The organism is Psychroflexus sp. MES1-P1E (assembly GCF_002836055.1).
Lineage (GTDB): Bacteria > Bacteroidota > Bacteroidia > Flavobacteriales > Flavobacteriaceae > Psychroflexus.
In genome coordinates this window covers 1-13,831 of sequence record NZ_PJBS01000336.1, presented here as the reverse complement: position 1 = coordinate 13,831, position 13,831 = coordinate 1, and the positions used below count along the sequence as shown (strand labels likewise).

Annotated in this window: 11 protein-coding genes; 1 reads left to right on the top strand and 10 read right to left on the bottom strand. The window is 33.1% G+C overall.

Going from position 1 to position 13,831, the window contains the following annotated elements; translation table 11 throughout:
• Positions 1 to 77: 77 nt before the first annotated feature.
• From CXF67_RS18935 to tsaD, 7 genes are all read right to left on the bottom strand, one after another.
• Positions 78 to 407, bottom strand: coding sequence for a THUMP-like domain-containing protein (locus tag CXF67_RS18935; RefSeq protein ID WP_257984713.1), 330 nt, complete (start codon positions 405 to 407; stop codon positions 78 to 80).
• Positions 408 to 532: 125 nt separating this feature from the next.
• On the bottom strand, positions 533 to 1,285 hold the full coding sequence (locus CXF67_RS18930) for a hypothetical protein (protein WP_257984712.1): 753 nt from the start codon (positions 1,283 to 1,285) through the stop codon (positions 533 to 535).
• Entirely contained in the window at positions 1,260 to 1,775 is a 516-nt protein-coding gene (locus CXF67_RS15075) for a TrmH family RNA methyltransferase (RefSeq protein ID WP_102089494.1), read from the bottom strand. The genes CXF67_RS18930 and CXF67_RS15075 overlap by 26 nt, the downstream gene beginning before the upstream one ends.
• Positions 1,776 to 1,777: 2 nt before the next feature.
• Positions 1,778 to 2,422 (bottom strand): DUF4159 domain-containing protein, encoded by a 645-nt coding sequence (locus CXF67_RS15070; protein WP_102089493.1) that lies wholly within the window; start codon positions 2,420 to 2,422, stop codon positions 1,778 to 1,780.
• Positions 2,419 to 3,120 (bottom strand): 16S rRNA (uracil(1498)-N(3))-methyltransferase, encoded by a 702-nt coding sequence (locus CXF67_RS15065; RefSeq protein ID WP_102089492.1) that lies wholly within the window; start codon positions 3,118 to 3,120, stop codon positions 2,419 to 2,421. Before CXF67_RS15065 ends, CXF67_RS15070 begins: the two co-directional genes overlap by 4 nt.
• A complete protein-coding gene (locus tag CXF67_RS15060; RefSeq protein WP_102089491.1) occupies positions 3,121 to 3,738 on the bottom strand; it encodes a peptidylprolyl isomerase in 618 nt (205 codons plus the stop codon).
• A 12-nt stretch (positions 3,739 to 3,750) separates the two neighbouring features.
• Positions 3,751 to 4,776 carry a tRNA (adenosine(37)-N6)-threonylcarbamoyltransferase complex transferase subunit TsaD gene (gene tsaD, locus CXF67_RS15055; protein ID WP_102089490.1) on the bottom strand — a complete coding sequence of 342 codons (1,026 nt, stop codon included), beginning with the start codon at positions 4,774 to 4,776 and terminating at the stop codon, positions 3,751 to 3,753.
• 93 nt (positions 4,777 to 4,869) lie between these two features.
• Between tsaD and CXF67_RS15050 the strand changes: the two genes are divergently transcribed.
• The gene (locus tag CXF67_RS15050; RefSeq protein WP_102089495.1) at positions 4,870 to 9,336 is read left to right on the top strand and encodes a translocation/assembly module TamB domain-containing protein; all 4,467 of its coding nucleotides are present in this window, start codon (positions 4,870 to 4,872) and stop codon (positions 9,334 to 9,336) included.
• Here the strand turns inward: CXF67_RS15050 and CXF67_RS15045 are convergent.
• The 3 genes from CXF67_RS15045 to CXF67_RS15035 form a co-directional block, all read right to left on the bottom strand.
• On the bottom strand, positions 9,329 to 11,053 hold the full coding sequence (locus tag CXF67_RS15045; RefSeq protein WP_102089489.1) for a sodium:solute symporter family protein: 1,725 nt from the start codon (positions 11,051 to 11,053) through the stop codon (positions 9,329 to 9,331). The two genes, CXF67_RS15050 and CXF67_RS15045, sit on opposite strands and share 8 nt — an antisense overlap.
• A gap of 4 nt (positions 11,054 to 11,057) precedes the next feature.
• On the bottom strand, positions 11,058 to 11,441 hold the full coding sequence (locus CXF67_RS15040; protein ID WP_102089488.1) for a Rid family detoxifying hydrolase: 384 nt from the start codon (positions 11,439 to 11,441) through the stop codon (positions 11,058 to 11,060).
• 6 nt (positions 11,442 to 11,447) lie between these two features.
• Positions 11,448 to 13,831, bottom strand: a 2,384-nt coding sequence (locus tag CXF67_RS15035; RefSeq protein ID WP_102089487.1) for a putative LPS assembly protein LptD, incomplete at its 5' end; no start/stop codon positions are given.

The following is a 13,831-nucleotide window of genomic DNA, read 5'->3' as shown; positions in this document are numbered from 1 at the left end:
CTATACTAAACCCTTCATTACTTAACGTAATGAAGGGTTTTTTTTGTTTATTAAAATTTATGTTTGAACCCAAAAAATTATGATACTATTCTAATTGCTTCTATAACTCTATTTCCCTCAATTGTCTTAGCAAAAATTAAATAGTCACTTTTACCTCCAATAGTACACTTAAATTTCTTTTGCAGTTCATCTGTGTTTAACTGGAAGTTTTTACTTATCAAATTGATTTGGTGACCTTTGATGGCCTTCCTTATTTTTTTGTAATTAATCGACTCAACTGACTTTACCTTATAAATCTTGCCAGGAATACCTAAAATCTTTTTATCTGACGTATATAGATTTGTGTGCTGCTCTAATTTCTTCAAGTCATATCTAATTCCAATTAAATCGTTTAAACCTGATTTCATAATCCCTGAATCAAGCTCGTATAAGTATTGACAACAGTTGGATAATTTTATTCTTACTAACTGTTCTTCATTTTCATCTATAGAAGTATATGAATATCTTTTTTTTGTTTGATAGTTATAAATTTTTATAGTCTCGAATTTTGTTTCCTCCAATCTATAATCCACAGTAATTCTTTAACCTCATTTTTTACTGAAATAATATGTATTTCTTTGACTCCTTTTAATTCCCTATATCCCATTTGTATATCATACATAGGAGATGTTTTAAGCATAAATCTTTCTGATTTCTCTTCTATTATTTTTAAATGTTCAATAATGTTAGGAAGTGAGTCCTTTAATTTAAACACTTTTGTCTTTTCATTTCTTCTGGATGGATCTATATAAATCCAATTAAAAATTTGACTGTTTTTCTGTAAAAACTCGATTGAGTCTTCATTCTTTATGTCAAAATTGTCGATTCCAAAAGCTTTAGTATTATGTTTGACAATTCGACATAACTCAGCATTAAGTTCTGTATATAGTAAGGAAATGACTTTTTTTGCAAAATAATATGAATCTATGCCAAAACCACCAGTCATGTCGAGTAGAGTTTTGCAAGAGATAAGTTTGGATTTATGTAAAGCGGTAATTTCTGAAGATGTTTGCTCTAAATTAAGCTTTGGAGGATAAACAATCTTCTCATTTTTATACCAATGAGGAAGTTTTTTTTTCGCTTTTTCTTTTCCAATTATTTGATTTATAATATCTTTAATATCAACATCTTTAAATGGACTTCCTTTAAGTATCAAATCAGGAATTGATTTATTGATATTTTTTTCTATGAACTTGTTGACCTCAGGTCTAGTAAGTTTTTCAAATCTGTTCTCTTCTGATTTCATAAAGAGCTATTCCTAGGGTTTGAGCAACATTTAGGCTCGAGTTTGTACCAAACATTTTGATATGATAATTTCTATCCAATCTATTAAGAGTTTCGCTATTTATACCTAATTTTTCATTTCCCAGTACAAGGAGAATTTTGCTTTTCAAGCCTTTTTTAAATGACGAAAGATTTTCACTATTTTTTGTAATTTCAATTCCAATTGTTGTCCCTTCAAAAGTATCTAGTATACTTGCTTTATCTTCATAAAAATGAATATTTAAATTGTATTCCGTAGATCTTGAGGTTCTTTTCAAACGGTTACTTTTAAGATAGCCTCTATTGGCTTCATGTATCCATATATTCACAATACCAAAAGCTTCAGAATTTCTGAAAATACTCCCAAGATTAGCTGGACTGTCTAATCTCTCTAATAATACATTGATCTCATTACAACCCCTTTCTTTAGCATTGAAATTCGTTTCACTATGTGTTAATTGTCTATCAAGCATATTTAATATAGAAAAGCATATTTAATAATATTAGCTCCCATTTTTAACGCATTTAAGCGAATATTTTCAGGATCATTGTGAACTGACGAATCTTCCCAGCCATTACCTAAATCACTTTCATAGGTAAATAAAACCATCAATCTTTCATTATCATCTTCAATCCCAAAAGCCTGTGGAGGGTTTCCATCGTGTTCATGAATTTTAGGTAATCCATTTTCAAAAATAAATCTAGTTGAAAAAATAGGATGATTGGAAGGTAATTCCTTTAGTTCTCTATTTGGAAATACTTTTTTTATCGCTTTTCTGAAATAAGGGGATAACCCATAATTATCATCGGCATGGAGAAAACCACCACTTAATAAATAAAGTCTTAAATTTTGAGCGGCTTTATCTGTAAAAAAGATATTTCCATGCCCTGTTAAATGTACAAAAGGATAATTAAATAATTCTGGGTCCTCTGGTTTTACCTCTTTGATGTTTTCGTTAATGTTAGTATCAGTATTTGAATTTACGAACTTAACCAGGTTTGGCAAAGATGTAGGGTTGCTATACCAATCGCCTCCACCATCATATTTCAATAAAGCTATATCCTGAGGATAAATAGTTGTAGAAAAAAATATAAAAAGGAGATAGGTTATCAACTTCATAACGATCTCATTAGATTTACGGTATGGCAGGCTACAATGCCAGCTGTTTCAGTTCTTAGTCTTGCTTCAGACAAAGAAATGGGAAGAAATTCATGTTTAATTGCTTTTTTTATTTCATCTATAGAAAAATCTCCCTCTGGACCTATCAAAATTAAGTTATCTCTATTTACTGTTCCAGATAATTTTTCTTTTGTGTCATCTTCACAATGTGCAATCATTTTCTTAGAGTCAATATCTGATTTCATTAAATCGTTAAAAGAAATCATTGGGTTTAATAGTGGCAACCTATATTTTAAAGACTGTTTCATGGCTGTTTGAAGGACTTTTTCATAACGATCTGCTTTAATTTTTCGTCTTTCGCTATGATCACATAGCAAGGGTGATATTTCATCAATTCCAATTTCAGTGGCCTTTTCTAAAAACCATTCAAATCTGTCATTGGCTTTAGTAGGTGCGATAGCTATATGAAGTCGAAAATTAGGTTTTTTTTCCTCAATAATGGTTTTTACCTCTACTTTACATTTTTTAGGGTGATTGCTTATCAAAATTCCTTCAGCGCAAATTCCTAAACCATTAGTTAAATATATAGTCTCTCCAATTGACTTTCTTAAAACTTTTGAAATATGTCGGCTTTCCATTTCATTTATAGAAATACTGGCAGCTGAGGAATCAAAATTTGGTTCGTAGAAAAGTTGCATTTACAGAGGTGTTTCCAAGACTAGAATTTCTTCTATGAGTATGGGTGAATAACTTTTTAATATGAGGTAGTACCAATTTTCAGATATTAGATCGACTTTAAAAGTTTCATTAGCTACTCGCCTACTTGACAAGGCTGCATCTTGAAAGTCCTGGGGAGTGCTTCTTTTTTTAAACCATCCAGAATCACCTCCTACATTTTTACTCATGTCCATAGAATACATTTGCGCTAAAGTTGGGAAGCTATATGTTTTGTTCATTTGAAGTATTTTATCTCTTTGTTTCTCAATATCTTTATATTCTAGTTGACTCCCATCAAAGAAGATATAATTAAGCCTATAATGCTCCACATCTACCTTTTTAAGAACTTTGAGTTTCTTTTTATTAGCTTTATTAAGCTTAACGGATTGTCCAACTCTTAAATTAAATAGCTTGCTGGCTAACCTAGAGTTATGCTTTTCTTTATTAAATATAGATAGATTTCCTTCTGATTTATAGTCTGCGATTTCTTTCTCTGATAATCCAAAGTCGTCAAAAACAGTATGGTTATGTTGGAATAAATTGTTTTGTGCATTTAATTGAAATGTGACCATAATTAAAAACAGAACTAGTACTTTCATAAAACTTAATTTTTAAATGGTATACCTTGCTTTGGAGGCCGACGATAAATTAGCGAATTCATTATTCTGATACTTTAAGTATCCTACTATTCCTATCATTGCTGCATTATCTGTGCAAAACTCAAATTTTGGGATAAAAACAGACCAGTTATCTGTCGTTTGTTTTTTGACTAGAGCTTCACGTATTCCTGAATTAGCAGAGACTCCTCCTCCAATAGCAACTTGATGTATCCCCGTTTCTTTAACAGCTTTCTCGAGTTTCGATATTAAAATATCCACAACTCTGAATTGAAAAGAAGCACAAAGATCTTCAATATTGTTTTCTATAAAAGCAGGGTCTTCTTTTACTTGTTTTTGCAAAAAATAGAGCACGGAGGTCTTTAAACCACTAAAACTAAAATCTAAGCCCTTTACCCTCGGTTTAGCAAATTTGAATGTATTTGGATCTCCATGTTTTGAAATTCTATCAATTTCTGATCCAGCAGGGTAGGGGAGTTTGAACATTTTACCACATTTATCAAAAGCCTCCCCAATCGCATCGTCTAGTGTCTCACCAAGAACCTCCATATCAAAATAGCTTTTCACCCTTACAATTTGTGTGTGTCCACCACTAATGGTAACTCCTAAAAACGGAAATTTAGGAGGTATTGGATGTGTCTCTGCAATAAAATGAACAAGCAAATGTGCTTGCATGTGGTTTACCTCTATCAAAGGAATATCCAGTCCAAGACTTAAAGATTTTGCAAAAGAGCTTCCTACCAATAGTGACCCCATTAAACCAGGGCCCCTTGTAAAAGCAATTGCAGAGAGCATATCTTTCGTTACTCCTGCAGCCTTTAAAGCCTGGTCTACTACTGGAACAATATGTTGCTGGTGTGCACGAGAAGCTAGCTCTGGGACTACACCTCCATATTTTTTATGAACATCTTGTGTAGCTACAATATTGCTAAGGACTTTATCGTTACAAAAAACAGCCGCTGATGTATCGTCGCAAGAAGATTCTATGCCTAATACATATGTTTTTTTTGAATCTGGCATGATTTAGTTCCTATTTTCAAATTAGTCTAGCAAATCTAAATAAATTTGTGGCTTTCTAAAGAGCATTTAGGATTAGTATTTGATATATATTTGATGAAAAATATAGATTTAAGAGTGTTTAAAACGATTTGGAATTTTATAAAAAAATTATTTACAGCAATTATTCTTTTGCTATTACTTTTAGTTCTAATTTTTTTAATTCCACAAATACAATCTTATTACGCTACAAAATTAACCACTTCTTTTAACGAGTCTTACAACACCGACCTTTCCATAAAGTCTTTAAAAATTAATTACAAGGGTAACCTCGTTTTAAACGATCTATTGTTGAGGGACGACTATGACGATACTATTATTTATGCTAAGACTTTATCCACATCATTGATAAATATATCTGGATTTTCTGACAGCAATATTCATTTTTCAAACACTGAATTTGATCATCTTAAATTTAAAATAAAACAATATAAAAATGAAGATGATCATGAATTTTCTAAATTTTTAGAAAAACTAAACGATAGTACGTCTTCTTCAGATCAACCTTTTCAACTTAAAATTAATAGAGTTCTCGCTTACAACGGAGAATTTGTCGTCGAAAATGAAAATATAAGTAGCAGTCCTACTTTTTCTATTCAAAAATTAGATTTTAATCTCTCCAATTTTAGACTCTATGGACCTAAATTCAATCTCAACTTGAGGCGAATGTCGGGTATTTTAAAACAAGGGATTGTTGTTGAAGATTTTAGTACTGTTTTTGAATATACTCCTAGTCAAATGGATTTTCAAAATCTAAGCTTAGATACCCCATATTCACATATAGAAGGAAAGCTTCAATTTGAATATAAGAGAGGGGATTTAAAATATTTTTTTGATGAAGTAAACTTACAAGCAGCTTTTAATAATTCTACTCTATCAAGTACAGATCTAAGACGGTTTTATGATGGATTTGGCTACGGACATCAAATCTCTTTTAAAGGAAAAGCCAACGGACAACTCAATAATCTCAATCTAGAATCTCTAAGATTAAGGGGGTTAACACAGACAAGTTTTTTTGGCAGTCTTAAGTTAATGAACTCTTTTGGTGATGCTCCTTTTGCATTACATTCTTCTTCTATTGATTTGACAACGACTTATTTGGATTTGATAGAATTACTGCCTGAGGATTTAAAATCAAAATTGCCAGACTATTTTGAGAAACTAGGTAAAACCCACTTGTTAGGTGAAATAGATTTATCAAAAAATAAACTAAGCACTGTCCTAAAAGTAAATACAGAGATAGGAAAGGCCTCAATAAATTTAAACTTTGATGACTATAAAGATCCAATTAGAGTAAAATATGCAGGTTTCGTTGATATATTAGATTTTAATTTAGCCTCTTTTTTTGATACAAACTCTTTAGGTAGAACCTCTTTTAATCTAAATGTTAATGGATCTGGATTTACAAAAGAGTCCCTTAATACAACCGCTTCAGGAAAAATTAATTCTATAGTTGTTAATAATTATAATTATAAGAACATAAAGCTGAACGGCAACTTAAAAGCACCTTATTTTAATGGTAACCTAGAAAGTCTAGATCCAAATTTTCAATTCGCGTTTGAAGGTCTGTTAGATGCTTCAGGTGAAGAAAATATATTTGATTTTAATGCAGATATTAACTATGCAGATCTTTATGCTTTAAACATTGTAAAAAGAGATACAGTTGCAGATTTTAAAGGTAGCCTCAATGTAAACCTAAAAGGTAATTCCATAGATGAACTTAAAGGTGAACTCAGATTTAAATCTTTTGAATATAAAAATCATTTAGATAGTTTTCAATTCGAAGAACTTACAGTTGCATCCTCATTTCAAAAAAATAAACAAACAATAACCATAGGTAGTCCAGATGTTATCAGTGGAAAATTAGTTGGTGATTTTAAATTAACAAAGTTGCCAGAGCTCTTTTCTGAGGCTATTGAGAATCTGTATTTCAAAAGTAAAGACGATCCATCTAAAAATTATCAATATGTCGATTTTGATATTGAAATTTACAATAAAATTGTCGAAGTCTTTTTTCCTGATATTAAAGTGTCTGCAAATACCTTTATAAATGGGTCAATTGACGCTAGTGAAAACGACTTTTCTTTAAATTTCAGGTCTCCCTTAATGGGGGTTTATGACACTAGTTTTGAAAACATAAACATCCAAATAGACACTAATAATCCTTTGTATAATTCCTATGTTGAGATTGAAAATATATTGACTTCTTATTATGATATCAATGATTTTAACATGATTAATGTAAATTTAAAAGATACATTATTTGTAAGAACAGAATTTAAAGGAGGCCAATTTCAAAAGGACAACTATAATCTCAGTATCTACCAAACTTTAGATAGCGATGATAAATCAACCTTTGGTTTTAAGCGATCTAGTATAGTTTTTAATGATAACCTTTGGTTTATTAATAAGGAATCTAATAAAAAAAATAAAGTTGAAATTGAAAGGGGATTTAAAAACTTCAATATCGATTCTATTTCAGTATCGAGTGGAAAACAGGTGATGCTTTTAAATGGGATTTTAAAAGACTCTACCTTCAAGGACCTGAACTTTAAATTTGAAGATGTTGAATTAGTGGATATTATTCCAAAACAAGACAGTATAACTTTTGAGGGAACTGTAGATGGGATTTTAGACATCTATCAAAAAGATAATATTTATAGTCCAAATCTAGATCTGACTATTGATAAATTCAAATTTAACGCCATTCCTTATGGACAATTCTTGTTGAAGGCTAATGGAAATAAAGATTTGAGTTCTTTTGATATCGTTTCTGAACTCCAATTGCAAGATGAGTCTTTGTTCAAAGCTGAAGGTTCAATTTTTACAGTAGAAAATAATCAATATTTCGATGTAGACTTAAATTTCAATAACCTAGATCTGCAATCGTTTGATGTTTTTGGAGAAGAAGTGATTTCAAACATTAGAGGTCTTGCACTAGGAGAAGTAGAGGTAAGTGGTAAAATTCAGAATCCTTTTTTCAATGGAGAGTTAAGATTAAATAAAGCTGGGATGAAAGTTCCATATTTAAATGTAGACTTTGACTTTGATGATAATTCTAAAATCATATTTGATAATAAAGAGTTTATCTTCGATGACATTCGGCTTACAGATGTAAAGTACAAAACTAAGGGTGTCTTAAGTGGTAAAATTACCAATCGTGAATTTAAAGATTGGAATCTTGATCTAAATATTTCCTCTGATAATTTGGTTGTTCTTGATACCGATATCAAAAGAGGTGATTTATACTACGGAACTGCATTTATAGATGGTAACGCTACTATTAGCGGGCCTTTGGACGAAATAGAGATAAATGTACAGGCAAAAACACAAAAAAATACGGTGTTTAAAATACCGCTAGATGATTCAGAATCTTTAGGAGATAATTCCTTTATTTATTTTTTGAGCTTGGAAGACAAACTCTCCAAAGAAGCTGGCCGGGAAATACAATTGAAAGAGGTTAAGGGTTTAAGTCTTAATTTTGATTTGGATATAACCAGAGATGCTGAAGTTGAAATCGTAGTCGACCCTGCTAATGGGAGCAGTTTAAAAGGAAGAGGAGCAGGAACTTTGCTCATTGAGATTAATACTAACGGGAAGTTCAAGATGTATGGTGATTTTGTGGCTTACGAGGGAGAATATAATTTTAAATACTCAGGGTTGGTTCAAAAACGCTTTGAAGTTGTTCCAGGTTCAAACTTAACTTGGAATGGAGATCCTGTTCGTGCCAATTTAGATGTTCAGGCTAAATATGTGACGGAAGCAAATCCAGCAATTTTACTTGAAAACCCAACAGTGAATCGTGAAATCCCTGTGGAGGTTATTATCAATCTTGGAGGTCAAATTGTTCAACCAAATATTGAGTTTAGCTTAAATTATCCCAATTTATCTTCTGTTGTAAAAAGTGAGTTGGAATATCGAGTACAAGGCAGAGAAAATACTGAATTACAAGCTTTGTCTTTAGTTACCCAAGGTACTTTTTACAGTCAGGCAGGACTTGGGCAAAATGCTATTACAGGGAACCTTATTGAGCGAGCTTCAGGAATTGTGGATGATATCATCTCAGAAGAAGACAACAAATTTAAATTGGGGCTTAATTACCAACAAAACGATGGAAGTCTTACCCAAAATAATTTGGCAGATAGAGTAGGCCTTTCCTTGAGAACTAAAATCACGGATAGAGTTTTAATCAGTGGTCGATTTGGTGTTCCTGTGGGGGGAGTTTCAGAATCTGTAGTTTTTGGAGATGCTGAAATCAACTTTTTGTTGAATGAAACAGGTAGTTTACGTGCCAACGTTTTTAATAGAGAAAGTGATATTCAGTTTATAGGGGAGGAGCTAGGGTATACTCAAGGTATTGAGCTTAGTTATACTGTAGATTTCGATAGTTTTAAGGAATTGATCAATAAAATTTTGGACGAAGACTACGAGAAAAGGGAAAAAAGTAAAATCACTAATAAGGATAGTCAAGCTATCGAATTGCCTTCTTATATTAAATTCCCTTCAAATAGACCTTCTAATTGATTATTCGTTTCCAGTTTGCAATCAATATCCCCATAGACAACAAGCATATACTTGAGGCGATGGTAAATAGTAAAAAATCGCTGTAGATAAAGTACCCTGTTGCGAAAAGAGCTGCATAAACTCCACAAACCCCGCACGCAAATCCAATAAATTTATATTTGAAGTTTTTATATTTATTAGAACCATCAAAAACCCTTTTTTCAAAAGCTTTTATTGTACTCTCGTCAGTTGGTTTTGTAAGAAGACTTACCAAGACCCAAACAATAGTAGTCACTACTACTCCAAATATAAGCTCAACGTAAGATTCTATGTCCCATAGAGCATAAGATCTACCAATAAAGAAAACAGCGGCAATTATAAACGAAGACAGCATTGCTGCAATTTCACTATACGGGTTTATTCTGTTCCAAAACCATCTTAAAATAAAAAGTAAACCAGTGCCAGCTCCAATTTGGAGTAACAGGTCAAAAGCCTGTTTTGCTTCTTCCAAAATAAGTGCTAATAGTGCAGAGCAAATCATCATGACCAATGTAGAGAGTCGCCCTACCAAGACTTTATTAAATTCTGAAGCTTCGGGTTTTAAGAATCTTACGTAGAAGTCGTTTACTACATAGCTACTTCCCCAGTTTAGGTGAGTTGAAATCGTACTCATGAATGCAGCAATTAATGAGGTGACTACAAGTCCCAAGAGACCGGACGGCAGATACGATAACATTGCTGCATAAGCCAAATCATTTTTGATGTAATTTTCATCGAGATTCGGAAACGCAGCGGCCAGACTTGAAAGATCTGGAAAAATGACAAGAGAAGCAAGGCCAATTATAATCCATGGCCAAGGTCTTACTGCGTAGTGAACTACGGTAAAGAGTAAAGTCGCCAAAGTGGCATGCTTTGTATTCTTGGCCGCCAACATCCTTTGCACGATATAACCACCGCCACCGGGTTCTGCGCCGGGGTACCAAACACTCCACCATTGTACTGCGAGAGGAACAATAAGGATTGGGATATAAACTTTTGGGTTAGAAAAATCTGGAAACAAAGAGGTTTTGCTTTGAACTTCAGGAATTGAAAGTAATTGGTCAATTCCGCCAATTTCTGGCATTTGAACAATATATAGGGTAGCCCATATACTTCCGGTAATAGCTATCGCAAATTGTACAAAATCTGTAAGAATAACCCCTTTGAGACCACCAAGCATCGAGTATAGGACAGTTATTGAACAAGACACCACCAAGGATTCAACAGCAGAAAAGTCGAACATAACATGTCCAATTTTTATCGCTGCTAAACAGACAGTAGCCATGATGACAATGTTGAAGAAGACGCCTAGATAGATAGCCCTGAACCCTCTTAAGAATGCAGCACTTTTTCCACTATATCTAAGTTCATAAAACTCTAGGTCGGTAGTGATTTCACTTTTTCGCCAAAGTTTTGAGTAAAAAAACACGGTTAACATGCCTGTTAATAGAAAACTCCACCACACCCAATTGCCATAAACTCCGTCGTTTCTAACAATACCAGCGACTAACCCAGGAGTGTCTGCTGCAAATGTTGTAGCCACCATTGAAATACCTAACAACCACCACGGCATATTTCTACCAGAAAGGAAAAAGTTTTTAGCACTTTTCCCACTTTTTTTGGAAACATAGACACCGATTCCTAAGCTTATCACAAAAAAAGCAATAATAATACTCCAGTCTACAAAGCTTAGTAGCATAGTTTTATTTGTTATACGCGATAAAACTTATCTCCACATTAGCATTTTTAGGTAATTTGGCAACTTGAATGGTTTCTCTTGCTGGAGCTGTCTCTTCATTGAAATAGCTGCCGTATATGTGATTAATTTTTGAAAAATCATCCATATTGGATATAAAAATGGAAGCTTTTATAACATGGTTGAAATCCATTTTTGCTGCTTTCAAAATAGCTTCGAGACTTTTCATAACACGGTGGGTTTCTATGTCAATAGAATCAAATTGGGTTTCTCCTGTCTCTGGATCAATTGCAATCTGTCCAGATGTATATAAGAATCCGTTGATGAGAACAGCTTGATTATAAGGTCCTATTGGAGCTGCTGCATGTTTTGTTTTAATAATTTCTTTCATAATTGATTATTGTAAAGTTCTATCTCGTTCTCTGTTTCTATCATATTTCACATCTTGTAAAATATTTGATTTAATACCTATAAAGAAAAACCAGGATCTACGGATACCAAATGGAGTCCAATTAAAACTCATTTGCCAGCTTTTTAAATCCTTTGCAAATCTTAATTGAGTAAAAGAGAATCCCTTATTTTTTAAATCATAACCAGAGGACACACCAACATTCCAAGTAGGGGACAATTCTACATCACCAGAAAACATAATAGAGTGGGAGCTTATTTCATTCTCCCTCGCCACATTGGAATAGGTCATGGTATAGGATAAATTTAAATTCCAAGGTATAGAATAGTTATAGAATTCATTTTCATCACTCACAGGTTCTTTGTCAGGATTGGGGCGATTCATCATTTCACTAGTTCCAAAAAGATTATCGGGTCTCCCTCCATTAAGATAGCTTTCAGAGTCAAAATCTTCGTCTTCTTTCTCTTCGTCTTCTTTTTTCTGAAAATCTTTGTTCGATAAAGAATAGCTAAAACTGGCATTACCTCTGGTCAATCTGAATAAACTTCCTCCGTTATTAATATTGAGTTTATTTATCCTTCTATTGTTGCTATTTATAGCATACATATCTAAGGTGCCTAAAAAGTTGATAGCCAGTTTATCTTGGACAATCGGTAAGGTTCCTCTTAAAGAAAGTGGACTTAAATTGAGAGAGTCCGCAGCAAAATTATAGTTGGTACTTATTCCGAAATTGCTCAGGAGCATCACTTTTTTAAACTGTTCGTCACCGACAAGAGTAGAGTCTTTTTTGCGGACTTTCGCTTCTAAATCATTGGTAATATTAAAAGACATACTACTGGAAAAACGATTTCCTGGAGCTCCGTTTAGGGTACCTTCAAATCTGGAATATTCGACTACTTCATCTTCTAGGCCAGCAATTCCTGTTCTGACATACTCATCATAATATTGATCGAAAGCTGGGCTTATATTATAGGAAATAGAAGGTCTAATCACATGCCTTATAGCTTTAAATTTTTTATCATCCCCAAAATCAAACATTCCATAAACTGTTGTTCCTACAGATGTTGAAAAGTCATAAGTTCTATAGGAATCAAATCCGTTGATTGTATCCCTATCTACTTGGCGAAGCTGCTCGTCATAGCGCTGTTCAAAAGTTTTGAGGGTCCACACCTCATTGTAATTTGCACTTGTACTAACACTAAAATGATCAAATATTTTAAAGTTAGTAGAAATAGGAATAGTATGCCTTGCCCCGACATCTGCTCCTTCAAACATCTCTGGCTTAAAGAAAAGGGAGTCTGTAGTGGTTATTCTATTTTCTGCTCTTACGTTATACTGAAGATTTATATTTTGAATAGCTCCCTTTTTGGTTCCGTCATTAGGTTCAAAAGGAAAAATTCTACCAACACTAAATTGGAGGGTAGGTAAAGTCAAGTTGATGACCTCAGTATTGGTATTTTGGTTATGAGTTGCTGAAATATTTAAATTCATACCAAGTTCTCCCTCAAATGATTTTGAATAAGATACTGAAGAATTCAATGTGTTATTCAAAAAGTTACCAGTATTACTTTGATTTACAGATTGTTGAAAGAAATCACTCGAGCCTAAATTTACAGAAGCAGAAAATCTAGAAGATGGATTTGATTTTTGATCTTGGCTGTGGCTCCACCTTATATTGAAAACAGTGGTTTCGCTAAAATTCGGAAAACCGCGTTCTTCTGAAAGTAATTTTTCATATCTGAGGGCCACATTTCCACTGAATTGATAACGGACATTATAATTGTTTTCTAGCCGCAAACCGTAACTCCCATTGGTAAAGTAGTCTCCTTGTACAGCTAAATCTGCATTATCACTTATCGCAAAATAATAACCTCCGTTTTGAAGGAAGAATCCTCGATTATTGTTTTCTCCATACGAGGGTATAATGAATCCAGATGACTGTTTATCTGTTAAGGGAAAATACCCAAAAGGAAGCCCTAGAGGAGTTGGAACATCGGCGATATACATGTTTACAAATCCAGTAACGATTTTGCTATTAGGGACAAATTTTATTTTTCTGGCGAAGAAATAATAATCCGCATCGTCAACATCTTCTGCAGTTGTAAATTTAGCATTGGCCAGATAATAAATGGAATCATTCTGTCTTTTTGAAATTTCACCTTTTACTTTAAAACCTCCTTGCTCTGTTCTAGAATTGAAGACTAAAGCCTTTTGCGTTTTGAAGTTAAAGATTAAACTATCAGGTTCTATCAGGTTGTCACCTTGTTTGAAGCTGGGCATTTGAGTGTATGCTCCAGTGGAATCTACAATACCTGCGGCAAAAACTTCTTGACTTTTATTATCAAGTATAATTCTACCAGCATTTATAATCA